The sequence below is a fragment of the Campylobacter helveticus genome, assembly GCF_002080395.1.
Taxonomy (GTDB): Bacteria; Campylobacterota; Campylobacteria; order Campylobacterales; family Campylobacteraceae; genus Campylobacter_D; species Campylobacter_D helveticus.
Genome location: NZ_CP020478.1, coordinates 799,726 through 822,516, shown reverse-complemented (window position 1 = coordinate 822,516; position 22,791 = coordinate 799,726). Strand labels below are relative to the sequence as shown.

Genomic DNA, 22,791 nt, shown 5'->3' with positions numbered 1-22,791 from the left:
TTTAATGAAGAAAGGGGAATTCAAATGGAAGAAAAAATCGTTTCCGTCATCTTAAGCGTTTTAAAAAATTTAGCCGATGAGATAAATGAGCTAGAATTTGCCACCGTAGATACTAAGCTTTATAGTGGCTTGGGTGGGTATTTGGACTCTTTAGCACTTGTTAATCTCATCGCCGATTTAGAAGAAGCCTTAAGCGATGAGCTAGGCATAGAACTTACCCTAGCCGATGAAAAGATAATGAGTCAAAGGACCTCCCCCTTTAAAGATGTGAAAACCTTAGCTTCATATATAGCCCAGCAAATCAAGGTTTAAAATGCAAAAAATTTTCATCATCACAGGCACGAGAAAGGGCATAGGAAAGAAGTTAAGCGAGCATTATCTTTCCTTAGGGCATATCGTTTGTGGTTGCTCAAGGGGGAAAGGGAGCATAGAGCATAAAAATTACAGACATTTTGAGCTTGATGTGAGCGATGAGGAAAAAGTGGTGACTATGGTAAGAGCCGTGCGTAAGGAATTTTTCCGCATAGATGTGCTACTAAATAACGCAGGGATTGCTTCGATGAACCATACCCTCACCACGCCCTATAAGAGTGTACATAGCATTTTTAATACAAATTTTTTTGGTTCTTTTTTATTTACAAGAGAAGTGGCAAAAGTAATGAGTAGTGCGTATAAAAAGGGCTACAAAAACACAAAAACTATGCCCTTTCGTATAGTCAATTTTGCCACAGTTGCTACACCTTTAAGGCTAGAAGGTGAAGCAGTCTATGCTGCCTCAAAAGCGGCTTTGGTGAATTTCACGCAAGTGTGCGCAAAAGAATTAGCTCCTATGGGTATTAGCATAAATGCTGTGGGTCCTACTCCTGTGCCAACGGATTTAATCAAGAATGTACCTCAGGATAAACTGCAACTTTTGCTAAACCAACAAGCCATAAAACGCTTTGGCGAATTTGAAGATGTGCTTAATGTGATTGAATTTTTTCTTAATGAAAGAAGTGCCTTCATCACAGGACAAGTGCTTTATCTGGGAGGGGTCAATGCTTAATCATCCTTTTTTAAAAAAACTTGAAAGCTATAAAGACTTGCCCTGCTTAGTTTATAAGGATAAAAGCTATACTTATTTAGAACTTTTGAGTGAAGTCAAAAACGCTTTAACGAAGCTTGATGGCATAGGGGGCGTGGTGGGAATTTGGGGGGATTACGATTTAAGAAGCGTGGCTTTGTTTTTAGCTTGTGTGGAGAAAGGGATGGTTGTCGTGCCTTTACTGAAAAATGAGGATTTAAAAGAGCTACAAGATAAAATTTCACAGGGGCAAATAGACTATCTTTATGATGGGAATAAATTTACATCTTATCAAAACGGAAAAACAAAACACAAGCTTATAAACGCTCTTCAAAATCAAAGTGGCTTAATCCTTTTTTCAAGCGGTAGCACGGGAAAGCCTAAGGCTATGGTGCATAATCTCGACAGCATTTTAAGCGTGTATTTGGATAAAAAGCACAAGGCTATCAATACCATTTTATTTTTGATGTTTGACCACATTGGAGGTTTAAATACTCTTTTTAATGTTCTGGCTATGGGTGCTTGTGGCGTAGCTTTTGAAGAAAGGAAAAATGTAGAACTTCTAGCCCAAAACATAGAAAAATACGGCGTTGCCCTACTTCCTGCTAGTCCAAGTTTGCTAAATTTACTACTGATAAGCGGAGTTAAAGATAGATACGATTTAAGCTCTTTAAGACTCATCACTTACGGGACTGAGAGGATGAGTGATTCTTTACTAGTGCGTTTAAAGACGGAATTTCCTAGAGTGAGATTTCAACAAACCTTTGGCACGAGTGAAGTAGGCATAGCTCAAACTACGACTAAAGGTAATCAAATCAAGCTTGAGGGTATGGAGTATAAGATTATCAATAATGAGCTTTATCTAAAAAGCAAGACAAGAAGCCTAGGCTATTTAAACGCCGATAATAGCGTCTTTGATGATGAGGGCTATTTTGCCACAGGGGATTTGGTGGAGGAGAACGCGGAGGGCTATATCAAAATCATAGGCAGAAGCAAGGAGCTTATCAATGTAGGCGGAGAAAAAGTAGTGCCTCAAGAAGTTGAAGGTGTGATTTTAGAGCTTGATTTCGTGCAAGATTGCTTAGCGTATGCAAAATCTAATGCGATTAGCGGACAAAGCGTTTGTGTAAAAATCGTTTTAAAACCAAGCTGGAATTTTTCAAAGCCTGAGCTTAAAAAAGAAATAAGAAAACATTGCAAGGATAAACTGGCGACTTATAAAATCCCTACTCAAGTAGAACTCGCGGATAACCTAGAACTAAGTGAGAGATTTAAGAAAGTCCGTCCTAATCAAAAACCGTAAAATGACAATCAATGTTTGTCCAAGAATATTCTTTAAAAGGCATGAGAGTTAATACATTCAATCCAAACGATAGATAAATTTCAATTTTTATCACTCCCCTCCCCCATTAATAAACAACAAAGAGCTTTTCAATATTTTGGATCTTTTGCAGTTGTTTTAAATTAATTTTTCATCATAAAATCATAACTTTCTATGACTTATTTTAAAAATACCATGACAACACTTAAAGTGTAGAAATCATCATTTTTTAATTCTTCAACAAAAAAACCTTGTCATCAAAAAATATAAAATTCTAACATATTTTACTAAAACTTTGTAAAAATAATGAAAAAAAGGTTAAAATTAGCACTTAATTAAAAAATTAAGGTTTTATGATGTATGTTGCACCGAGTTTATTATCGGCAAATTTTTTAAGATTAGAAGAAGAAGTTAAGGCTGTAAGTGAGGCAGGGGCAGACCTTTTACACATTGATGTAATGGACGGACATTTCGTTCCAAATTTGACTTTTGGTCCCTGTGTGCTTGAAAAAATTTCAAGCGTGAGTTCCGTGCCTTTAGATGTGCATTTAATGGTAAAAGAAGTGCCAAAATTTGTCGAGCTTTTTTTACCATTAAAGCCTAAATTTTTATCCTTTCACATCGAAGCTGAGGCTCACCCCATAAGGCTTTGTGAGTATTTAAAAACGCACAATATCCACCCAGCCATCACGCTCAACCCACACACGCCCATAAGTGCCATAAAACACTTAATCGGATTTGTTGATATGGTGCTTTTAATGAGCGTTAATCCGGGCTTTGGAGGACAAAAATTCCTTCCATTAGTTTGTGAAAAAATCCGCGAATTACGCAATTTAATCGAACAAAAAAATGCGAAAGTTTTCATCGAAGTTGATGGTGGCATTAACGGTCTTAATGCTGCAGATTTAGAAGAAGCTGGAGCAGACATTTTAGTCGCTGGAAATTACATCTTTTCCTCAAACGACTACAAAAGCGCAATCAAATCTTTAAAGCTTGAATTTTGAGTTTGCAGCAAGTCGATACTATCGTTTCTAAATTGATTAAAGAAAGCAAACCTTATGCTTGGGTAATGGAAGAATTTGCTAGGGTTGAAGAATTGAGAGATTTTGAGCTAAACCTTGAGACTCTAGAACTTCTTGGCTTGGGATTTTATCTTAACAAAGACAATATTTTAAGCCTTAAAACACGAACAACAAAGATAAAAGAGCAAATTTTTTGTATTGTCGATATAGAAAGCACTGGCGGGGTTAAAAATGGCAAAATCTTAGAAATCGGTGCAGTTAAAATTCAAAATAATAAAGAATTAGAACGCTTTGAAAGCTTCGTAAAGGTCGATGAAATTCCGCAAAATATCACAGAACTTACAGGCATAGAGCTAGATATGGTCAAAGACGCACCAAATTTAACGCAAGTTTTAGAAGCTTTTAGACTTTTTCTAAAGGATAGCGTTTTTATCGCCCATAATGTGAAATTTGATTATAATTTTATCTCGAAAAGCTTGTATGAATGCGGTTTTGGCATATTACTCAACCGCAGAATTTGCACCATAGATTTCGCGCAATGCTGTATAGAAAATTCACACTATGGACTTGATGCCTTAAAAGAAATTTTAGGGATAAAAAGCGTGCATCATAGAGCCTTAAATGACGCCTTAGCGGCGACTGAAATTTTCAAATACTGCCTTAGCAAACTCCCCCCTCATATCAAAACAACAGAAGAGCTTATCACCTTTACAAAAACAGCAAAATTAAAAAATAAATGCTATAATAAAAAAGCATAGATGACGGGAGCTTGTGGGACAGGCTGAGAGTAAGCTAAAAGCTTAGACCGAACCAGAACTAGATAATGCTAGCGTTGGGAAGATTTATCACTTTTTACTACACCCCTTCATTTATCCAAATTTTCTTACAAGGATAAATTATGAAAACACAAATGCTTTACGCAAAAGAGGGTATTTTAACCCCACAAATGAAAGAAGTTGCAAAAAAAGAGCAAGTGAGCGAGGATTTTTTGCTTGAAAATTTAGCATCGGGAAAAATTATTATCCCTGCAAATATCAACCACACCGCCCTAGAGCCAAACGGCATAGGCTTAGGACTTCGCACTAAGGTCAATGTAAATTTAGGCGTGTCAAACGACTGCGTGGATTACACCGAAGAAATGCAAAAGGTGGATTTAGCGCATAAATTTGGCATTGAAGCCATTATGGATTTAAGCAATTACGGCAAAACAAGCCGCTTTAGAGATGAGCTTATCGCAAAAGCTAAAGCGATGATAGGCACGGTGCCTGTGTATGATGCGGTGGGCTTTTTAGAAAAGGATTTAAAGCAAATTGAGGCGAAGGACTTTTTAGATGTGGCACTGCATCACGCTAAAAGCGGAGTGGATTTTATGACCATACACGCAGGGATAAATTCACGCGCGGCTAGGGTTTTTAAAGAAACAAAACGCCTCACAAATATCGTCTCACGAGGTGGCTCAGTGCTTTATGCTTGGATGGCGATGAAAGAAGCGGAAAATCCTTTCTATGAGTATTATGATGACTTGCTTGAGATTTGTTTAAAATACGATGTAACGCTTTCTTTAGGGGACGCTTTAAGACCGGGTTGCACTCACGATGCAAGCGATGCGGCACAGATTGCCGAGCTTATCGAACTTTCACTTTTAACACAAAGAGCGTGGGATGCTGGAGTGCAAGTGATGATAGAAGGACCGGGACATATGGCTATCAATGAGATAGAGGCAAATATGCAGATAGAAAAACGCATTTGCAAGGGAGCACCTTTTTATGTTTTAGGACCTTTGGTAACTGACATAGGGGCTGGGTATGACCACATCAGTGGGGCAATTGGGGGAGCGGTAGCGGCGGCGGCTGGAGCGGATATTTTATGCTATGTAACCCCAGCCGAGCATTTGAGACTTCCAAATTTACAAGATGTAAGAGATGGCATAGTGGCGACTAAAATCGCCGCTCACGCAGGGGACTTAGCCAAGCTTCCTAAGGAAAGAGCAAGAGATGATGCGATGAGCGTAGCAAGGCAAGAGATTGACTGGGAAAGTATGTTTAAACTTGCTATTGATGGAGAAAAAGCGAAAAAAATGTTTAATGAAAGGCGACCTGAGGAGCTAAATTCTTGCTCGATGTGTGGAAAAATGTGTGCGATGAATACAATGAATCAAGTGCTAAAAGGTGAAGATGTCAGTCTGGTGAAAGATTAAGCCCTTAAATTTAGGGCTTAATACTAGAATTTACTAATCGTTTTTTTTTTTTTTGAAATAATCCTACTAATTTTTTTAGGAGGATTGTGAAAATGGATTTTGAGAATCAGTTAAACTCAATTATTGAGACTATTGCCGAGCGTAAAGGGCTCGTTACCACAGAAGAGGCAACAAAAATGACCTTTATAATGCCCTTTTTAAAAGCACTAGGCTATGATGTGTTTAATCCTAGCGTCGTTGTGCCCGAATATACAGCAGATATAGGGACTAAAAAGGGCGAAAAGGTTGATTACGCAATTTTTAAGGATGCCAAGCCTTTTATATTAATTGAAGCGAAAAATCACACTGAAAATTTAGATAATCACAACAATCAACTTGTGAGATATTTTAATACCAATTCAAGCATTAAATTTGCCATCCTTACTAATGGGATTGAATATCGATTTTTCACGGATATTGAGCGACAAAATTTAATGGATAAAATTCCTTTTTTAATCGTCAATCTTGAAAAGCTAAAACCCAGAGACATTAAAGATTTGAAGCGTTTTATTTATACAGATTTAAATTTAGATGAAATTTTAAATATTGCTATGGAAAAGAAGTATTGCAGGGGTATCCAAGAGATTTTTAAAAATGAGATTGAAAATCCAAGCGACGAATTTGTAAGCTTTTTTGCTAAACAAATGACAGAAAAAAGAATGACAAGTGGAATTTTGGATGAATTTAGAGTTTATATCAAAAAATCTTTCAAAGAAATTGTCAATGACATTGCTTATGAGAAAATTACAAGTATAAAAAATAATCTTCAAAATCTCAACGATGATGAGGACAATGAACAAACAGACGAAAACAAAGAAATCATCACCACAGAAGAAGAATTGCAAGGATTTTATATAGTAAAATCAATCCTTGCAAATGCGGGTGCGGAGCTTAACGATATAGACTATAAGGATACTTTAAGTTATTTTAACATTTTATATCAAAGTAAGGTTACGAAGTGGATTTGTAGATTATATTTTAACACGGCTAAAAAATCCATCAGTTTTCCCGATGGGCAAAATTATAATCTAGAAAAGCTAGAGGATATTTACAAATATGGGGCTGACATTATCAAAGCTTTTGAAAGTAGAAAGGCTTGAAAATAAGCCCTAAATTTAGGGCTTAAATGAGCATATCGAGCTTTAGGTTGACTTTGGAGTAAGCCACTTCTAGGGTGCTAGTAGCTTTTCTAGATTTTTGGGGATTTTCCACTTCTTGAGTAGTATTTTCTCCACTTTCTTGCGAAAGCCACGCTTTGGAAGTTTTGATGCTTAGATACTCTTCGCTATATTCTATACTTATAGCCTTTTTCTCCTCTTCTTTTTGCCTTATTTTTTCCTTTTCTAAGGCAACTATGGCAAAATCAAGAGCCGGTTTTCCGCTAAATTTAATCTTTGTATCAATTAGCTTACCGCAAACCTCTATAAGAGCCATCTTTTTTTACCAATGACACAAACCAAAAGCTTGACAAGCTGCTTGTTGATAGATGTGCTGATTTGGCGTTTGACAAGCTTTATAATGCCCAGGAGGATAAGCCTGACACCCCAAATAACCAGTGCTTCTATCCTCAACCTCATTCCCAGAAAAACCATTTGCAAAAGCAAACGCACCTAAACATACTAATGAAAAAACAATCTTTTTCACCACTGCCTCCTTGAAAATAAATTGTTTAGTATATTTATTATCCTATAAAGCATATCGGCAAATTGTTAAAAAACTTTAGCTTTTTTGAAAATTCTTTGCAAAACACACTTTAAATTCGCTACCCTTTCCCACATCGCTTTTTAAATTTATCGTGGCATTGTGAAGTTTTAAGACAGATTTAACGATAGAAAGTCCAAGTCCGCTTCCGCCGATTTTTTTACTGCGGCTCTTATCCACACAAAAAAAACGCTCAAAAACTCTTTCTTGCAAATCTTTTTCAATCCCAATCCCACTATCCTTAACAGAAAGCTCCACAAATTTATCCAAAGCTCTTAATTTCACTTTCACAAAACCGCCTTTGTGATTGTATTTAATGGCATTATCGCAAAGGTTAAAAACTAAATTTTCTAAAAGCTCATCTACTCCTTGTATCAATACATCTTGCAAATCAAGCTCAAACGCAATACAATGCTTATTTGCAAGGAATTCTAAACGCCCATACACACGCTCGACAATCTTTTTTAAATTGACATTATTAAAAGGTAGAGTTTGTGCCTCGTCCAAAAATGAAATTTTTAAAATTTCATTTATCATCTCTAAAAGCCTTTTTGATTCTAGATAAATTTTATCTGCGAAATTTGGCAAATCCTGCTGTGCGACAAGCTCATTTTTTATCAGCTCTGCACTTGCCATAATGGAAGTGAGGGGCGTTTTTAGCTCGTGAGTTACATTTGCACTAAATTCTTTGCGTAAATTTTGTAAGCGTTTAAGCTCTGTAATGTCGCTAAACACAATGAGCATTCCTTTAAATTTAGATTTTTGAGAAAAAATGGGAGAAAACACAAGCTCACATTCTAAATTTTTTGGATAATGAAAAGTGAAATTTTCCCTCACCTCACTTTTTAATTTTTCTTTTTTAAAATCCCTAAGATATTTTAAAAGTAGCTTTAAAAACTGCGTATTATCAAGCTCTAAAATGTTATGAATCACACTAAGATTAGTAAAATATTTTTCCGCGCTTTGATTTTCGCTTAAAATTTCCCCCGTTCGACTGATAAAAATTAATCCATCGCTCATATTTTGGGTTAAAGATTGTAATTCTTGCTTTTTTCTTCTTAGATATTTAAATTGCGTTTTTACGGCTTTGTTTTTAGACTTAATTTTTTCAAGTAAATTTTTAAGCTCTTTGTATGGGATAGTTTCTAAATTTTCAAAATTAATCGTTTGAAGTGGCTTTAAAACAATGTAGGATAAAAATTTCGCTAATAAAAAACTACACAAAAATACTAAAAAAAAGCCCACCAAAAAATAGGACAAAAACCAAAAAGGCGTTTTGGTGCTTAAAAAAGGCTCTTCCATAATTATTAAGGGGGTGATGATGATAAGCACTAAAATTAAAATCGCACTAAAAATGATAGAAAAAATCTTATTTTGCATTAAGAATCTTTAGAAATTTTATAGCCAATACCGCGAATGGTTTTAATATGCCTACTCGCTTCTTTGAGCTTTTTTCTTAGAGTTTTAATGTGAATATCAATCGTGCGGCTCTCAGCACTATAACTATACCCCCAAAGGATTTCTAAAAGCTGCTCACGACTAAAAACTCTATTTTGATTTTTTAAAAGAAAGCCTAAAAGCTCAAATTCCTTAAGCGTTAGCATTATTAAAGTGCCATTAACTTTGACTTCACGAGTTTTGTAAGAAAGCTCTAATTCTTCCAGCGTGATGTTTTCTGTATTTTGCTCTTGTTTGCGTCTTAAAATCGCACGCACTCTTGCTATAAATTCCATTACGCTAAAAGGCTTTGTGATGTAATCATCAGCCCCCAAATCAAGCCCCTTAACCTTATCAAATTCATTATTTAACGCAGTTAGCATTAAAATAGAAATTTCTTGCGTCGTGGAATTTGTCTTAAGCTCTTTTAAAATTTCAAAGCCACTTGCGTTTGGAAGCATTACATCAAGCACTAAAACTTGTGGAATTTTTGTTTTTAACGCTTTTTTAAATGTTTCTACACTTGAAAAGCCTTGAGCCTCTATACATTGGCTTTTTAACGCATATAAAACAAGCTCTAAAATATTCGCATCATCTTCTAAAACAAAAACCAAACAAAACTCCTAAAAATAAAACTATATTTTAGCCAAATCTTCCATTAACATAATCTTGAGTTTTTTTATTTTTAGGATTATTAAAAATTTTATTCGTATCGTCAAATTCTATCACTTCTCCTAATAGAAAAAATGCCGTATAATCCGAAATTCTAGCGGCTTGTTGCATATTATGCGTAACGATGATAATGCTATATTCTTTTTTAAGGCGTAAGATTAGCTCTTCAATTTTAAGCGTAGAGATGGGGTCAAGTGCGGAAGTTGGCTCGTCCATTAAGATAACTTCCGGATTTACTGCTAAGGTTCTTGCGATACAAAGGCGTTGTTGTTGTCCTCCGCTGAGACTAAGAGCGGATTTATTAAGCCTATCTTTTAAATCGTCCCAAAGGGCTGCGTCTTTTAAAGAGCTTTCTACGATTTCATCTAATTTAGACTTTTTCTTAATGCCGTGTGTTTTTGGTCCAAAAGTGATATTATCATAAATACTCATAGGAAAGGGGTTTGGCTTTTGAAAAACCATACCCACCTTTTTACGCAAAAGATTGACATCATAATCTTTATAGATATTTTTGCCATCAAATAAAATCTTGCCTTTAATTTTGCAATTTTCCACCAAATCATTCATTCGGTTTAAACTTTTTATAAAAGTCGATTTCCCACAGCCACTAGGACCTATAAATGCTGTAACCTTACCCTTTTTAATGTCCATATTAATATCTTTTAAAGCTTGAAATTCTCCATAATGCAAGGACATTTTTTTAATCTCAAAACAATTTTTCATTTCACTTCCTACGCTTTTACTAATTTTTTAGCCAAATAATTTGAGCCAAGATTTATTAAAAACACGATGATAATAAGTATCATCGCTGTGCTATAAGCTTCATTGATATGCTGTCCTTCGCTTGAAATCGCATACATATGCACACTTAAAGTTCGTCCTGAGTCCATAAGCCCAGCCACCTTAGCCACACTTCCTGAAGTGTAAAGTAAAGCGGCAGATTCTCCCACTATGCGACCTATGCTTAAAATCACTCCTGCTAAAATTCCTGGAATTGCAACGGGTAAAATTATGATAAAAATAGTTCGCAATTTCCCAGCACCAAGAGCAAAACTCGCTTCTCTAAAGCTCATAGGCACAGATTTTAAAGCCTCTTCTGCACTTCTTAAAATGAGGGGTAAAATCATAACCGCCAAGGTCAAACCCCCCGCAACAAAGCTAGTTTTAAAACCAAAATAAATGACAAAAGCCAAATACCCAAACAAACCATAAACAATACTAGGAATTCCAACAAGCGTTTCGGACGCGATTCTTGCTAGATTTAAAATTTTACTACTCTTTTTGCCATACTCGCTTAAATAAATCGCCCCAAAAATTCCAAGCGGAATGGCAAGAATGAGAGCAAAAAGAACCATATTGAGGGTATTAACAATGGCTGGAGTCATTGAGATATTTTGACTATTATATTCCCAAGCAAACATTTCTAAATTTAAATGCGCCATTCCTTTCACAAAAATAAAACCGATGAGAATTAAAAAAATAAACATCACGCAAAGCATAGAAACACGCATTAAAAAGGATAAAATAAGCGTTACATTATCTTTCATTTTGCTTCCTTTTTTAGTGCGTTAAAGCAGGTATTAATGAGTAAGATAAAGACAAACAATACAACAGCATTTGCGATTAATACTTCTCTATGCAAGTCTTGCGCGTAACCCATTTCAAGCACGATATTTGTCGTTAGCGTTCTTACGCCGTCTAAGATGCTTGTTGGGATTAAAGCCTGATTCCCAGCAACCATAATCACCGCCATAGCTTCACCAATAGCCCTGCCAACTCCCAAAATAATGGAAGCTAAAATTCCGCTTTTAGCCGCTGGTATAAGTGCGAAAAACACGCTTCTTTCTTTACTTGCTCCAAGTGCTAAAGCTCCCTCATAATAGCTTTGAGGAAGGGCATCAATGGCTGCTTTTGAAACTAAGATGATAGTTGGTAAAATCATAATGCTTAAAATTAAAGCCGCCGCTAAAACGCTTTTGCCAGGAATTCCACTAAAAGTCGTTGCAAGAAGTGGGACTATTACCACAAGCCCAAAAAATCCATACACAACAGAAGGGATCGCTCCTAGCAATTCTACTGCTGGTAGGATATATTTTTGTTCCTTTTTATTTGCGAAACGCGAAAGATAAATGGCGCTTAAAACACCAAGCGGCACGCCGATTAAAATCGCAAGAGCTGTTACATAAATGCTTCCCACTATCATAGGAAAAATTCCAAAAATCTCCTCTGTGGGATACCAGTCTAAACCAAAAATAAAATCAAAAAGTCCTATTTGAGTAATCGTTGGAATAGCATTCGCAAACAAAAAGAAACAAATCATCAAAACGGCAAAAATAGAAAGTAAGGCACAAAGGGCAAAAATGCCCTTAAAAATTTTTTCTTGCATTGTTAGCTTTCTTATTTAGCGTCCTGCCATTTTGTGATTTCGCCCATAAAGATTTTTTTGATTGAATCTTTACTTAAGCTTTCTACGCCATTATTTTTATTAACGATAACGGCTAAACCATCAATGGCTAAAACAAGTGGCGTTACGCCCTTTTTAAGCTCACTATCTTTAACCTCACGACTTACCATACCAATATCGGCAATGCCCTCAACTACGCTATTTACACCTGTTGTAGAATCGCTTTGTTGAATTTCTATCACAGCATTAGGATTAACCGCTTTATAAGACTCTGCTAATTTTTCCATTAAAGGAGTTACCGAGCTTGAACCTGCTACGATTAATTTACCTTCTGGCTTTGAGCTTTTAAAACTTTCCTTCGCTGTTGCAATATAACCTGCTTTTTCTACAATAGCTTTTGCTTCTATTGAAGTGCTATATTTTAGGAAGTCTTCAATAAGCGGATTTGTTGTTTTTGTAACAACATTAAAAGGACGAGAGATTTTATAGCTTTTATTGTTGATATTTTCTACACTTGGTGCTACGCCGTCAATTTGAAGTGCTTTAACGCTGTCATTTAAAGAGCCAAGAGAAATATAGCCGATAGAATTTTTAGAATTTGCGACCGTTGTTAGCATTACTCCTGTTGAATTTGTAACTTCAGCTTTTTGAGTGGTCGCATCGACTTTTTTGTCTTTAACTTTTTTTTGAATTTCAAAAATTTCCACAAATGCTCCACGCGTTCCAGAACCCTGTTCCCTAGAAATTGGAAAAATATTTTCAGCCATCACACTCGTGCTAAGCACCAATCCTGCTAATAAACCTAATGCGTATTTTTTCATACAACTCTCCTTAAAAATTAAAAGTTGATGAAAGTATAAAAAAACGATGTAAAAACAAAATGTGCGGAATGTAAAATTTGTGTAAAGTTTAAATTTATTTATCGCTCTTTGCCCTATTACACTCCACACAAAGCATTTGGCAGTTTTCCTTTTCTGTCTTTCCGCCTTTACTCCAAGGGATTATATGGTCAGCTTCCATTTGCTCTAGCTCTAGTCTCTCATTTTCGTGCGGACATTTCACGCCCTTTATATGCCCATCACTATTGGCACACACGCCCCCTTGCTTCTCATACACCGCCCTTTTTACACTCTCGCTAAACGCCCTTAGACTTAAATGCTTTTCATCACCACTTAGCACATACGCATACACGCCCTTTTTATTCCCCACTTCATCATCTTGCATAAGCTCTATAATTTTAGATTCTAGCTCTTTAGCATCTAGTGGCTTATCTTTATATGTATTATAGAAAAGCCCCCATTCTAGCCCTTTCATCTCTTTGCGATATTTTTCAAACTTCATCTCCACCCAGTCTATCACCTTTGCAAAATACTCCCACAGCTCATCAGCATTTTTAGAATCTTTGGCATTTTTAGCCATATACTCACAAATCTTTTCATCTTTCCTAGAATCCACTTTCCAAGCAATAGCACTCTCTAAAAACTCCTGCCGCAATGCACTGCCACTTAGATACTTAGCTCCCCTTTGCACCGCTAGTCCATTAGGCTTAGAAAATCGCCTCTTTGCATCACTTAGCCACACACTTGCATATACTGCATTTCTTAGCTCTTGGTTAGTTAGTGTCTCTCCTGCGATATTGATAGTCTTAAACCACTCTAGCTTCTCGCTCTCACTCCCCTGACACACATACACATTAAGCTTGTAGTCTAAAAATTTCTCTTGCAAGTCTTTGGATAAAGTATGAAAATACTGCGATTTATCATTCCACTGGATAGAAAAGCTCCCTTTAACATACTCGCATATACTTATAGTCCTTTGCTGTCCATCTAGCACTTCATATTCACACTCCGCACCAAAATCCACATTTTTCACCCAATACATTATATTTAAAGGAAAGCCCTTTAGTATCGTATCTATCACGGCATTTCTTTGGGCTTCTTTATACACAAACTCCCTTTGATATTTGGGGCGGATATTAAGCCTTGCTACTCCGCTAGAATCTGCATAGGCGACTACTTGGCTACTCTCCTCATCTCTTGTGTATCCTGCTACTAGCTCTTTTATTTTGATTTCTGTTTTGTCTATTTGCATTGTTGCTCCTTATTACATTTTTTCAAATTCAAGTTTTCTTAGCTCAGCTACTTCAGCGATTTTGCGGATTAGGATTCTGGCGTAAATCTCTCTGCCGTTAATGCTAAATCTCTTACCATAATTTGGGTTGTCTGCCACATATCTATCAATGCCCACTATCTCAAACTGCTTAGGATTGTGTTTATCTAAGAAAGTTATCGGCACGCCCATAACCCCATCATAATCTAGCGGAATCTCAATGGTTTTATCCACATTGATAGCGTCATAATTATCATACTTTGGGTATTGCTCTGGATTCTTTTTGTAACTAGCGATAGTTTCTAAAATCTCCGTGCGTTTTTTATGCGTTAAATTTGAAAACCACCTTGTAAGCCCATTTACTTGCTTGGTAAGTATAAAGCCTGTGCGATTTTCATTAGGCTTTAAAAAGACATTTGCGGAAGTTATCCCTAGCCATATTTTGTTTTCTTTGATTAAAGAAAAAGTCTCTTTATAAGTAATGGCATTTTTATTCCCTATTATCAAAAACTTCTTATCATACTCCACCAATTGTGCGACATACTCACGGAAGAGTGAAAAAGGCGGATTTGTTACCACAATATCGGCTAGTTTAAGCAGCTCTATGCAGTCTTTGCTTCTAAAATCCCCTGCATTATTTAGTCCCTTATCTTCATCAAGTGGGAAAAGGCTAGGCTGTTTGGGGGATTTCGTGCTTTTGTTTTGTGTAGCTTGTAAATCTTTGGGGTCAGATTCTAGCTCGGCTCTAAAGTTTTCAAAAAGCTTGTGTTTGTTGTTTTCAAAGGCTTTTAGCGTTTCTTGGGATTGCGATTTGCTAGCAGAGAGAGAGAGAGAGTAGCTTCCACTTCTCGCAGTGGGTGCATTTGGGATAAAACTTTATCTACATCATCAATGGAGTGCTTTTGTGGGTTGATAAGCTCATCTTTTATCACATCATCTCTGTGGATTTTTATCGCATAGGCTTTTTTGGGGGAATCTTCTGTGCTTACTTCTCTATAATTTTGACTTTTATAGCAAGTGGTGATGAGAGCCTTTAAGTCAAGCCATTTGAAGTTTTTGAAAAAGTATTCAAAAAAGGCACTTTGTAGTGGGTCATCGCAGTTGCAATACACGATTTTATCTTTAAAATGTGCTTTGTAGTGTTGCAATTCATTTTCTATATCGCTTAGTTGCGTGTAGAACTCATCTTTTTTATTTTTCTTGGCATCGTGGAGATTTGTGTTGGCTACTTTTTGCATTGTTACTCCTTTAAAAATTACTTTTCCCCATAAATTTTAGCGATAAAACTAAGCTCTATGCCGCTTTTTTTTGCTTTTAAGTTTAAGGGATAGTCTATTTTGATGAGATTATCATAATTTTTCAAAGCATCGATGAAATCGTATAAATTCTTAGGGGAATCCATATAAGCACTTACAAAAAGCGTGTGTTTTAGGTAAAGTTCGTTCGCATTTTCAAGGGTTTTTATCTTAATATTTTTAAAAAAAAGCGTTAAAAAAGTTTGAAAATTTTTCTCATTTAAACTCGTTTGAAACTGCTCTAAGCTTTTATTATTTTCGCCTCTTAGGACGGCTATTTTGTCTTCACTTGCGTTTAATTTCGCTTTGGTGGCATTAAGAAGAGCTGTTTGAGAATTATCCTTAAGGCTAAGTTCTTTATAGCTTTTTAAAGTCGGCAAAAGTAAAAATAAAATCAAAGCCGTGCAAACGCTGATAAAACTTAAAGTTAATATAAGAATTTTGACTATATTTATCTCTTCAAAACTTTTATCTTTCATAACTCATTCCTAAAATTTTACTAATGCTTACAAAACGATACCAGCCATTATCAAGTTCATAATAACTTGTATTTGTTTCGTCAAATATACTTTTTAAAGGGGTTTCCAAAAGCAAGGCAAACATTTCTTTCGTAGGACTTACTCCCGTGAGCTTAAGCATAGTGGCACTTTGCTCGACACTATCAAAGCTTATGCTACCCGTTTTTAAAGTCATATCAAAAAGATTTTTAAGGCTATCTTTGGTGTTTTGATTTTTATCCTTAAATTCTGCAGCGATTTGACTTTGTTTTAACAAGACAAGATAAAGCTCCTCATTTTTTTTGATTTGCTGCGTGGTTAAAATCACCTCTTCTTTTTTATTATCAATCGCATTATGCGTAAAAATGATACGAAATTCATAAATCACAAAAACAAAAAAGATAAAAACAAAAGCAAAGCCAAAAAGCACTATCCAAATTCTATCCAAAAGGCTAAATAAAGGTCTTTTTTGTGGTTTTGTAAAACTATAAGTCATATTTTAGTTCCTTTTGCATCACCTCTTGCATTAGGTCAAGGGTGTCTATAAGCTTCACTTGAGGCTTTAAAAAAGTCTCGTTCTCTACGAATTCCAAAGTGCTTTGCATCAGCATCTCATCACTAAAAATAACAATCTCATCAACAAAATCACCACCATAATGCAAGTCGTGATAAAAACTCTCAATGCTAGAAATCACAAAACGACAAACTTCCATATCTTCGCTAAATTTTCCCAACTCGTCCATTTTAATATCACCATCATTTTGCATTTGTATATCTTGCTGGGTTTCTTGACTTAAATCTTGCCCTTCTTCTTGGTTATCATCTAAAGCGTCTATTTTATCTCCCAGCACCTCGTTAAAATTGTCTAAAGAAATTTCTCTTTCTTGTTTTTCTTCTTTATTTTCCAAAGAATTTGCTTCTTCATTTAGCTCTTTATCGTTTAAATTTTCATCATTTAAATCCGCATTGCCAAAGCTATCAAGTTCAAAGCTTGGACTTTTTTCAAAAAGCTTATAAGAGCCTATGAGAATTTTACCTTTTTGATAAACCATTAAAGCTAAACTTTGACCACACTTATAAGCATAAAGCCTTGTTTTATCATCTTGTTTTTCCTTTTGTATGCAAAAATGAAGCAAGGCAAAAGGTGAAAATAGAAAATCAAGCCCCCCACAATCCTCACACAACTCGCTAAAATACTCTATATGCTCGGTCGCTGCATAAAGCGAAGCGTCACCTAAAGGTAGGGTTTTAATACTCATCTTACCTATGCCAAATTCATCATAATTTTGCTCCCCACTTGGCAAAATTCCCTGCTCTTCACTATCTAAAAATAAAGCGATATGATAGGGGAAAAATTTTTTATCATAATTTTCAACAAACGCGATAAGTCGTTCGCTTTTATCAAAAGTTTTTTCTATTTTATTTATGAGTTTTTTATTACGATAGGTGCAAATTTTAAGCGTGTTTTTTTTATCCTCTAAAATCGCACTAATAAAAATTTGTGGCAAGATTTTTCTAAAAAATGGCGTCATATTCGCTCCTTAAAACTATCGCGTTGATAAACTTTTTCAAATTCCTTTTTGATAAAAGCTTTTGCCTCATCTTTTTCTAAATTTGAAATGTCAAAAGGCTCACTTAAACTATAAACAATCCTACTAAAAGGCTTGGGTAAAAGCATTTTATCCCAGCTTTTAAATTCCCAAAAGCGACTCGCTTCGTAGTTTGCAATTCTTATTTTAACGCCTTTCTTTTGGGCTATTATGATAGGACCATCGGAAATACTATGTCTTGGACCTCTTGGACCATCGGGCGTTATAACTATATCGTCTTTTTGCTCTAAGACTTTAAAGGCGGAACGCAAAGCATTGCTCGCACCCCTAAAAGTGCTACCTCTTACCACATTTAAGCCATAATAATGAATCAACTTAGCGATAAATTCGCCATCTCTATGATGAGAAATCATCACAAAAGCCCTCTTACCTTTCTTTCTAAAATACCTAAAAGCAAAGGGCATTAAAGCAAGGCGTCCGTGCCAAAAAAGCACAACATAAGGCTCATCATCGACCTTTGCACCAAGATATTTTTTAAAACAAGTTAAAAAAATGAGCCATTGCAAAAAAAAAGCAAGTTTAATTAAAAGTGTCTTTTTAAACGATTTCCCCATAAAGCACCATGCGTTTTGCGTTTGTGATTTTTACCTGTTTCATTGTGCCAAGCATTTCCTCGCTACCCTCGATTTGAACCAAAAAATTATTATCCGTTCTACCTGCAACACTATTATTTGCCCTTAATTCCTCAAAAAGCACTTCAAAAATTTGCCCCTCTTGTTTTTTTGTGATAGTGTCTAAAATTTCTGCGTGGCGATTTTGTAAAAAACTTAGTCTTTTTGAGGCAATATCTTCTGGAATTTGATTTGGCATTGTAGCGGCTTTAGTAAGGGGGCGTTTGGAGTATTTAAAAGAAAAAAGCTGCTCAAAACGCACTTTTTCAAGCACATCTATGGTATCTTCAAAATCTTTTTCGCTCTCACCCGGAAACGCTACGATGATATCCGTTGATATGCTAACATTTTTACAAAGTTCTCTTAATTTTAAAGCTCTATCCAAATACCACTCTTTGCTATAGCCTCGCTTCATCGCTTTCAAAATTTCGCTTGAGCCACTTTGCAAAGGCATATGCATAGACTTACAAACCTTTTCATTTTGACTAAAGGTTTGTAAAAATTTATCATCCATATGTAAAGGATGTGGGCTTGTAAAACGGATGCGTTTTAAATTTTCTATCTCGCTTAAGGCATTAAGCAAATCGGAAAAATCCATCTTTTTATGCGCGTTTCTAAATCTCTTGCCGTAATTATTGACATTTTGCCCCAGCAAAAATATCTCTTTCGCACCCTTTTCCACAGCCTTTTTAGCTTCATTAAAAATCAACTCAAAAGGAATGGAAATTTCATCGCCCCTAGTATGCGGAACTATGCAATAGGTGCAGTGCTTATCACAACCTATGGAGATATTAATGTAAGATTTATAAGGACTATTTCTAAAATCACTAAAAGCAAACTCGCTTTCATCATAATCTAAATCCACCCCTATAAATTTAGGCGTTTTAACAGCCTCAGTGATTTTAGAGATATTTCTAGCTCCCAAAACAAAATCCACATAAGGCGCACGGCGGAAAATTTCTCCACCTAAATGCGAAGCCGTGCAGCCACAAACGCCTATCTTAGCACCCTCTTTTTTCACCTTTTCAAAGCCACCGACTTCGGAAAAAAGCTTATGCACAGGCTTTTCACGCACGGAGCAGGTATTTATGAGTATCAAATCCGCCTCTTTAATATCCTCTGTTAGGCTATAATTCTCTTTTTGAGTGAGTTCAGCGATGATATGCTCACTATCTCTTACATTCATCGCACAGCCTAAAGTTTGGATAAATAACTTTTTAGCACTCAAAGAATATGCACCTCATACATATAATCTTGCTCATCAAGTCCGTATTTGACTATCCTATGATAAACATTTAAGCCTTTTTTTTCAAAATGCTCAACCAAAGCGATAAGTTGTTTATGTGAATTTTCTTTATCGAAATAAAAAAATTTCTGCCCCTCTTTCTCCACCGCATCTTCAATCTTATCCAAGCTTATATTTTTAGGCTTGTCGCTGATTAAATTTCTTGCTAATTTTAAGTCCATAATTTATCCTTAGCTTATTTTAAATCGCTAATTCTACCAAATTTTACTTTTAATTAAACTTATTAAAGCTATAATTTCACCCTACTTTTTAAAAATTTCCCAAAAAAGGTATCAATATGGAAAAAATAGCAGACATCATAGAGTCCATAGCTAATGAAAAAAATTTAGAGCTTGAGAGCGTGAAAGAGAAGGTCATCACCGCACTTATCAATACGGCAAAAAAAATTTATGGCGAAGAATATGAATTTTTTGTCGATAAAAAAACACTTAGCTTATATCAAAAAATTCTAGTTGTAGCGGACGATGATGAAAGACTAGGTGAAAATAAAGAAAGTTTTATCGCTATCTCTAAAGCCAAAAAAGAGGCAGCGGATGTTGAAATAGGCGATGAGCTAACTTATGAATGTTCTTTAGAAAATTTAGGACGCACAGCGGTGAATACCTTACATAAAGAATTAGAATATCATATCCAAAAGCTTTTAGAACAAACCATTTTTGAAAAATATAAGAATAAAGTCGGTCAAATGGTCTTTGGAAGTGTGGTGCGTGTGGATAATGAGGAAAATACTTTCATAGAAATTGACGAGCTAAGAGCCTTTTTGCCGCGTAAAAATCGCATTAAAGGAGAAAAATTTAAGGTTGGAGATGTCGTAAAAGCTGTGATTCGCCGTGTTTATACAGATAAGGGCATTAAAATGGAGCTTAGTCGCACCAGTCCTAAATTTTTGGAATGTTTGCTTGAGGCTGAAGTGCCTGAAATAAAAGATGGGCTTGTCAGTGTCGTTGGCTGTGCGAGAATTCCAGGCGAAAGAGCAAAAATAATTCTCCAAGCAAATGGAGCAAATATCGACCCAGTCGGTGCAACTGTGGGCGTTAAAGGCGTGAGGATTAATGCGGTTAGCAAGGAGCTTCATAATGAAAATATCGATTGTATAGAATATTCAAGTGAAAATGAAATTTTAATCGCCCGCGCCTTAGCTCCAGCGATAATTAACTCTGTCAAAATCGAAGATAAAAAAGCCATAGTTAGCTTAAATAGCGAACAAAAAAGCAAAGCCATAGGAAAAAGCGGGATTAATATACGCCTCACTTCAATGCTAAGTGGTTTTGAGATAGAGCTTAATGAGCTTGGTGCTAAAACGATGAGTAATGAAGAAGCGATGAAAAATTTACAAGATTTATTTAAAATTTAAAAGCTAAAGATAAGCCTTAGCTTATCTGTTAGCATTGTTAGAATCAATCACGCTAAAGAGCTTATTTAGCATAGTTTCTTCATTTTTTCTATACTGGCTTTCTCTTAATTTCTGCCACGCTTGCATACTAAAACCATCTTGCAAAGCACTAAGGTCTAAGTCTTGATTGACCAAGCCTTTATCCTCTTTTTTAACAAGCTTCTCTTGCTCTTGCTTATCTTTAATCTCATTTAAAGTCGCTTGAAATTCCTCTGCGGACTTCTCTTTTTCTTTAATTTTTGCATTAAAGAAAGAATTGTTGTTTTGAACTTTATCGACTAACATTTTTTCCTCCTTAATATTTTTAAGGTTATAAGCAAGAACTATTCCAATTTAAGATTTCGTCTTTTTCTGTGCTAAATTTATGGCTATTTTTATCGCTTCTTCATAGCTTTTTGTGCTAATTTTCGCATTTTTATAAGCCCTATCAAAAGCCGTTCCGTGATCTACGCTCGTGCGGATTATGGGTAAATTTAAGCTTACATTGACACTTTTTTCAAAATACAAAGCCTTAAGTGGGGCAAGAGCGACATCGTGATACATCGCCACCAAACGAGAGCAGTTTTTAAGCGAATTTGGCGTAAAAGCACTATCTGCTACCAAAACTTGAGGTAGGTAAATTTCTTTTTTTAAGTATAAATTCGCACCCTTTATCGCCTTTTCTATAATCTTCTCTTCCTCTCCGCCTATCGCACCAAAGTCCCCTGCGTGAGGGTTAAAGCCCAAAACGCCGATTTTATCAAACCCACTTTCTTTAGAAAAGTCAATCAAAAATTGCCTCAGCGGCTTTAGCTTAATCCTTTTTGAAACCTCTTTCAAGGGTATATGCTCACTAAAAAGCCCCACAAAAAGTTCCTCACAGCCCAGCATCATAATGGCATTTTTATGATAAAAGTGGCGTAAAGCGTCCGTATGCCCCTTAAAAGAAATTCCTGCCAAATTCCAAGCCTTTTTATGGATGGGTAAAGTGATGAGGGCGGAAGCATTTTTTTGATATGTGAAAGCACAAGCTGCCTCAAAGCTTAAAAAGCTATACGCTCCACTTTTTGCGTCAATTTTACCCGCACTCAGTGAAAAATTTGTATTAAGCTTTAAGGAAAGTGGAGTTTTAAAAGAAAAAATTTTTAACCTTCCACTTTTTCTTACTTCTTTAAATTCACTCACATCAGCGTGGCTAAACTCGACTAAATTTAGCTCCAACTCTTTCTTTTTTAAAAGCTTTAAACCTTGTCTTAAAAGACTTTCGTGTAGAAAATAATAAAGGGTGCAAATTTGACTAAGCTTTTTATGGGTTTTAAGCACAAGTTCTAAACTTATGCCATTTAAATCGCCTATGCTAACGGCTAAATTCATTTAGCAAAGTCCTCATTTCAAGCAAAGCCCTTTCAAGCCCTACAAAAACAGCCCTTGCAACTATGCTTTGTCCTATGTTTAGCTCACAAATTTCTTTGATGAAAAGAATTTCTTTTGTGTTTTTATAATCTAGCCCGTGTCCTGCAGCGACTTTAAGATTTAAATTTGCCCCCTTTTTAGCACAAAATTCTAGTTTTGCCAACTCTTCTTTAAGGCTTAATTCTAGTGTTTTTTTATCCATTTCTAGCACTTTGTAAGGGGTTTTGGAAATATTGCTAAAAAGTGCATTATATAAATTTGCAAAATGTCCTGTGTGAAGCTCGATAAAGTCAGCTCCAAGCTCTTTTGACCTCTCCACATCTTTTGGGGTAGGGTTGATAAAAAGCGAAACCTCTATATTTTCATTTTGCAAGGCTTCTATGCTTTTTTTAAGTCTGTCATTATCTAAATTTAAACCACCCTCAGTCGTTAGCTCTTCTCTTTTTTCAGGCACTAAAGTAACGCGGTCTGGCTTATGCTTTAGAGCAATTTTTATCATCGTTTCATCGCTAGAGCATTCTAAATTAATGGGAACTTTACAAAATTTCACTAAGTTTTCAAGGTCATCTTCTTGCGTATGACGGCGGTCTTCTCTTATGTGGAGGGTGATTTGCTCACAAAAATTCGCACTCAAAAACGCAGCCTCTAAAACATCAGGGCTATTAACCCTCCTCGCCTCCCTTAAAACAGCGATATGGTCGATATTAAAACCTAGTAACATT

Annotated in this window: 27 protein-coding genes and 1 pseudogene; 8 read left to right on the top strand and 20 right to left on the bottom strand. The window is 35.8% G+C overall.

Annotated elements, in window-relative coordinates; genetic code table 11:
- Window positions 1-24: 24 nt before the first annotated feature.
- The 7 genes from CHELV3228_RS04325 (at window position 25) to CHELV3228_RS04295 (ending at window position 6,742) form a co-directional block, all read left to right on the top strand.
- The gene (locus CHELV3228_RS04325; RefSeq protein WP_082199693.1) at window positions 25-312 is read left to right on the top strand and encodes an acyl carrier protein; all 288 of its coding nucleotides are present in this window, start codon (window positions 25-27) and stop codon (window positions 310-312) included.
- 1 nt (window position 313) lies between these two features.
- Window positions 314-1,045, top strand: coding sequence for an SDR family NAD(P)-dependent oxidoreductase (locus CHELV3228_RS04320; protein WP_082199692.1), 732 nt, complete (start codon window positions 314-316; stop codon window positions 1,043-1,045).
- Entirely contained in the window at window positions 1,038-2,366 is a 1,329-nt protein-coding gene (locus CHELV3228_RS04315) for an ANL family adenylate-forming protein (protein WP_082199691.1), read from the top strand. Before CHELV3228_RS04320 ends, CHELV3228_RS04315 begins: the two co-directional genes overlap by 8 nt.
- 374 nt (window positions 2,367-2,740) lie before the next feature.
- Window positions 2,741-3,388 (top strand): ribulose-phosphate 3-epimerase, encoded by a 648-nt coding sequence (gene rpe, locus CHELV3228_RS04310; protein WP_082199690.1) that lies wholly within the window; start codon window positions 2,741-2,743, stop codon window positions 3,386-3,388.
- On the top strand, window positions 3,385-4,164 hold the full coding sequence (locus CHELV3228_RS04305; protein WP_082199689.1) for a 3'-5' exonuclease: 780 nt from the start codon (window positions 3,385-3,387) through the stop codon (window positions 4,162-4,164). The genes rpe and CHELV3228_RS04305 overlap by 4 nt, the downstream gene beginning before the upstream one ends.
- A gap of 140 nt (window positions 4,165-4,304) precedes the next feature.
- Window positions 4,305-5,603: a phosphomethylpyrimidine synthase ThiC gene (gene thiC / locus CHELV3228_RS04300; RefSeq protein ID WP_082199688.1), complete on the top strand. Its 1,299-nt coding sequence runs from the start codon at window positions 4,305-4,307 to the stop codon at window positions 5,601-5,603.
- A gap of 92 nt (window positions 5,604-5,695) precedes the next feature.
- Window positions 5,696-6,742, top strand: a complete 1,047-nt coding sequence (locus tag CHELV3228_RS04295) for a type I restriction endonuclease (RefSeq protein ID WP_082200747.1) — start codon at window positions 5,696-5,698, stop codon at window positions 6,740-6,742.
- 22 nt (window positions 6,743-6,764) lie between these two features.
- On the opposite strand, the gene CHELV3228_RS04290 is transcribed toward CHELV3228_RS04295, so the two are convergent.
- The 17 genes and pseudogenes from CHELV3228_RS04290 to CHELV3228_RS04210 form a co-directional block, all read right to left on the bottom strand.
- Window positions 6,765-7,076 carry a hypothetical protein gene (locus tag CHELV3228_RS04290; RefSeq protein ID WP_082199687.1) on the bottom strand — a complete coding sequence of 104 codons (312 nt, stop codon included), beginning with the start codon at window positions 7,074-7,076 and terminating at the stop codon, window positions 6,765-6,767.
- Between the two features lie 6 nt (window positions 7,077-7,082).
- Complete coding sequence (locus CHELV3228_RS04285; protein WP_082199686.1) at window positions 7,083-7,286, bottom strand: hypothetical protein; 204 nt, start codon at window positions 7,284-7,286, stop codon at window positions 7,083-7,085.
- A gap of 75 nt (window positions 7,287-7,361) precedes the next feature.
- Window positions 7,362-8,723, bottom strand: a complete 1,362-nt coding sequence (locus CHELV3228_RS04280) for a PAS domain-containing sensor histidine kinase (protein ID WP_082199685.1) — start codon at window positions 8,721-8,723, stop codon at window positions 7,362-7,364.
- Window positions 8,723-9,394, bottom strand: coding sequence for a response regulator transcription factor (locus tag CHELV3228_RS04275; RefSeq protein WP_082199684.1), 672 nt, complete (start codon window positions 9,392-9,394; stop codon window positions 8,723-8,725). Before CHELV3228_RS04275 ends, CHELV3228_RS04280 begins: the two co-directional genes overlap by 1 nt.
- Before the next feature lie 28 nt (window positions 9,395-9,422).
- Window positions 9,423-10,175 carry a phosphate ABC transporter ATP-binding protein PstB gene (gene pstB, locus CHELV3228_RS04270; protein ID WP_082199683.1) on the bottom strand — a complete coding sequence of 251 codons (753 nt, stop codon included), beginning with the start codon at window positions 10,173-10,175 and terminating at the stop codon, window positions 9,423-9,425.
- 8 nt (window positions 10,176-10,183) lie between these two features.
- Window positions 10,184-10,999, bottom strand: a complete 816-nt coding sequence (pstA, locus tag CHELV3228_RS04265; RefSeq protein WP_082199682.1) for a phosphate ABC transporter permease PstA — start codon at window positions 10,997-10,999, stop codon at window positions 10,184-10,186.
- The gene (gene pstC, locus CHELV3228_RS04260; protein WP_082199681.1) at window positions 10,996-11,838 is read right to left on the bottom strand and encodes a phosphate ABC transporter permease subunit PstC; all 843 of its coding nucleotides are present in this window, start codon (window positions 11,836-11,838) and stop codon (window positions 10,996-10,998) included. Before pstC ends, pstA begins: the two co-directional genes overlap by 4 nt.
- Window positions 11,839-11,849: 11 nt before the next feature.
- Window positions 11,850-12,677 (bottom strand): substrate-binding domain-containing protein, encoded by an 828-nt coding sequence (locus CHELV3228_RS04255; protein ID WP_082199680.1) that lies wholly within the window; start codon window positions 12,675-12,677, stop codon window positions 11,850-11,852.
- Window positions 12,678-12,771: 94 nt separating this feature from the next.
- Window positions 12,772-13,947 carry an HNH endonuclease family protein gene (locus CHELV3228_RS04250; RefSeq protein ID WP_082199679.1) on the bottom strand — a complete coding sequence of 392 codons (1,176 nt, stop codon included), beginning with the start codon at window positions 13,945-13,947 and terminating at the stop codon, window positions 12,772-12,774.
- Between the two features lie 12 nt (window positions 13,948-13,959).
- Window positions 13,960-14,835 carry an adenine-specific methyltransferase EcoRI family protein gene (locus tag CHELV3228_RS04245; protein ID WP_082199678.1) on the bottom strand — a complete coding sequence of 292 codons (876 nt, stop codon included), beginning with the start codon at window positions 14,833-14,835 and terminating at the stop codon, window positions 13,960-13,962.
- 140 nt (window positions 14,836-14,975) lie between these two features.
- Window positions 14,976-15,125: pseudogene (locus CHELV3228_RS10565) on the bottom strand (adenine-specific methyltransferase EcoRI family protein); the annotation flags it as partial.
- A gap of 95 nt (window positions 15,126-15,220) precedes the next feature.
- Complete coding sequence (locus CHELV3228_RS04235) at window positions 15,221-15,739, bottom strand: hypothetical protein (RefSeq protein WP_082199676.1); 519 nt, start codon at window positions 15,737-15,739, stop codon at window positions 15,221-15,223.
- Entirely contained in the window at window positions 15,729-16,253 is a 525-nt protein-coding gene (locus CHELV3228_RS04230; RefSeq protein ID WP_082199675.1) for a hypothetical protein, read from the bottom strand. The genes CHELV3228_RS04235 and CHELV3228_RS04230 overlap by 11 nt, the downstream gene beginning before the upstream one ends.
- Window positions 16,243-17,289, bottom strand: coding sequence for a hypothetical protein (locus CHELV3228_RS04225; RefSeq protein ID WP_082199674.1), 1,047 nt, complete (start codon window positions 17,287-17,289; stop codon window positions 16,243-16,245). The genes CHELV3228_RS04230 and CHELV3228_RS04225 overlap by 11 nt, the downstream gene beginning before the upstream one ends.
- Window positions 17,286-17,921, bottom strand: a complete 636-nt coding sequence (locus tag CHELV3228_RS04220; RefSeq protein ID WP_082199673.1) for a lysophospholipid acyltransferase family protein — start codon at window positions 17,919-17,921, stop codon at window positions 17,286-17,288. Before CHELV3228_RS04220 ends, CHELV3228_RS04225 begins: the two co-directional genes overlap by 4 nt.
- Window positions 17,905-19,206: a tRNA (N6-isopentenyl adenosine(37)-C2)-methylthiotransferase MiaB gene (gene miaB, locus CHELV3228_RS04215; protein ID WP_082199672.1), complete on the bottom strand. Its 1,302-nt coding sequence runs from the start codon at window positions 19,204-19,206 to the stop codon at window positions 17,905-17,907. The genes CHELV3228_RS04220 and miaB overlap by 17 nt, the downstream gene beginning before the upstream one ends.
- Window positions 19,203-19,445: an HP0268 family nuclease gene (locus tag CHELV3228_RS04210; protein WP_082199671.1), complete on the bottom strand. Its 243-nt coding sequence runs from the start codon at window positions 19,443-19,445 to the stop codon at window positions 19,203-19,205. The genes miaB and CHELV3228_RS04210 overlap by 4 nt, the downstream gene beginning before the upstream one ends.
- A 116-nt stretch (window positions 19,446-19,561) precedes the next feature.
- On the opposite strand from CHELV3228_RS04210, the gene nusA reads away from it, so the two are divergent.
- Entirely contained in the window at window positions 19,562-20,638 is a 1,077-nt protein-coding gene (gene nusA / locus CHELV3228_RS04205; RefSeq protein ID WP_082199670.1) for a transcription termination factor NusA, read from the top strand.
- A gap of 21 nt (window positions 20,639-20,659) precedes the next feature.
- Here nusA and CHELV3228_RS04200 read toward each other — a convergent pair whose 3' ends face one another.
- From CHELV3228_RS04200 to CHELV3228_RS04190, 3 genes are read right to left on the bottom strand one after another with little or no spacing between them, the layout of a single operon-like run.
- The gene (locus CHELV3228_RS04200; RefSeq protein WP_082199669.1) at window positions 20,660-20,962 is read right to left on the bottom strand and encodes a hypothetical protein; all 303 of its coding nucleotides are present in this window, start codon (window positions 20,960-20,962) and stop codon (window positions 20,660-20,662) included.
- Window positions 20,963-21,010: 48 nt separating this feature from the next.
- Window positions 21,011-22,030 (bottom strand): 4-hydroxythreonine-4-phosphate dehydrogenase, encoded by a 1,020-nt coding sequence (pdxA, locus tag CHELV3228_RS04195; protein WP_082199668.1) that lies wholly within the window; start codon window positions 22,028-22,030, stop codon window positions 21,011-21,013.
- Window positions 22,014-22,790: a pyridoxine 5'-phosphate synthase gene (locus tag CHELV3228_RS04190; protein ID WP_082199667.1), complete on the bottom strand. Its 777-nt coding sequence runs from the start codon at window positions 22,788-22,790 to the stop codon at window positions 22,014-22,016. Before CHELV3228_RS04190 ends, pdxA begins: the two co-directional genes overlap by 17 nt.
- Window position 22,791 lies beyond the last annotated feature (1 nt).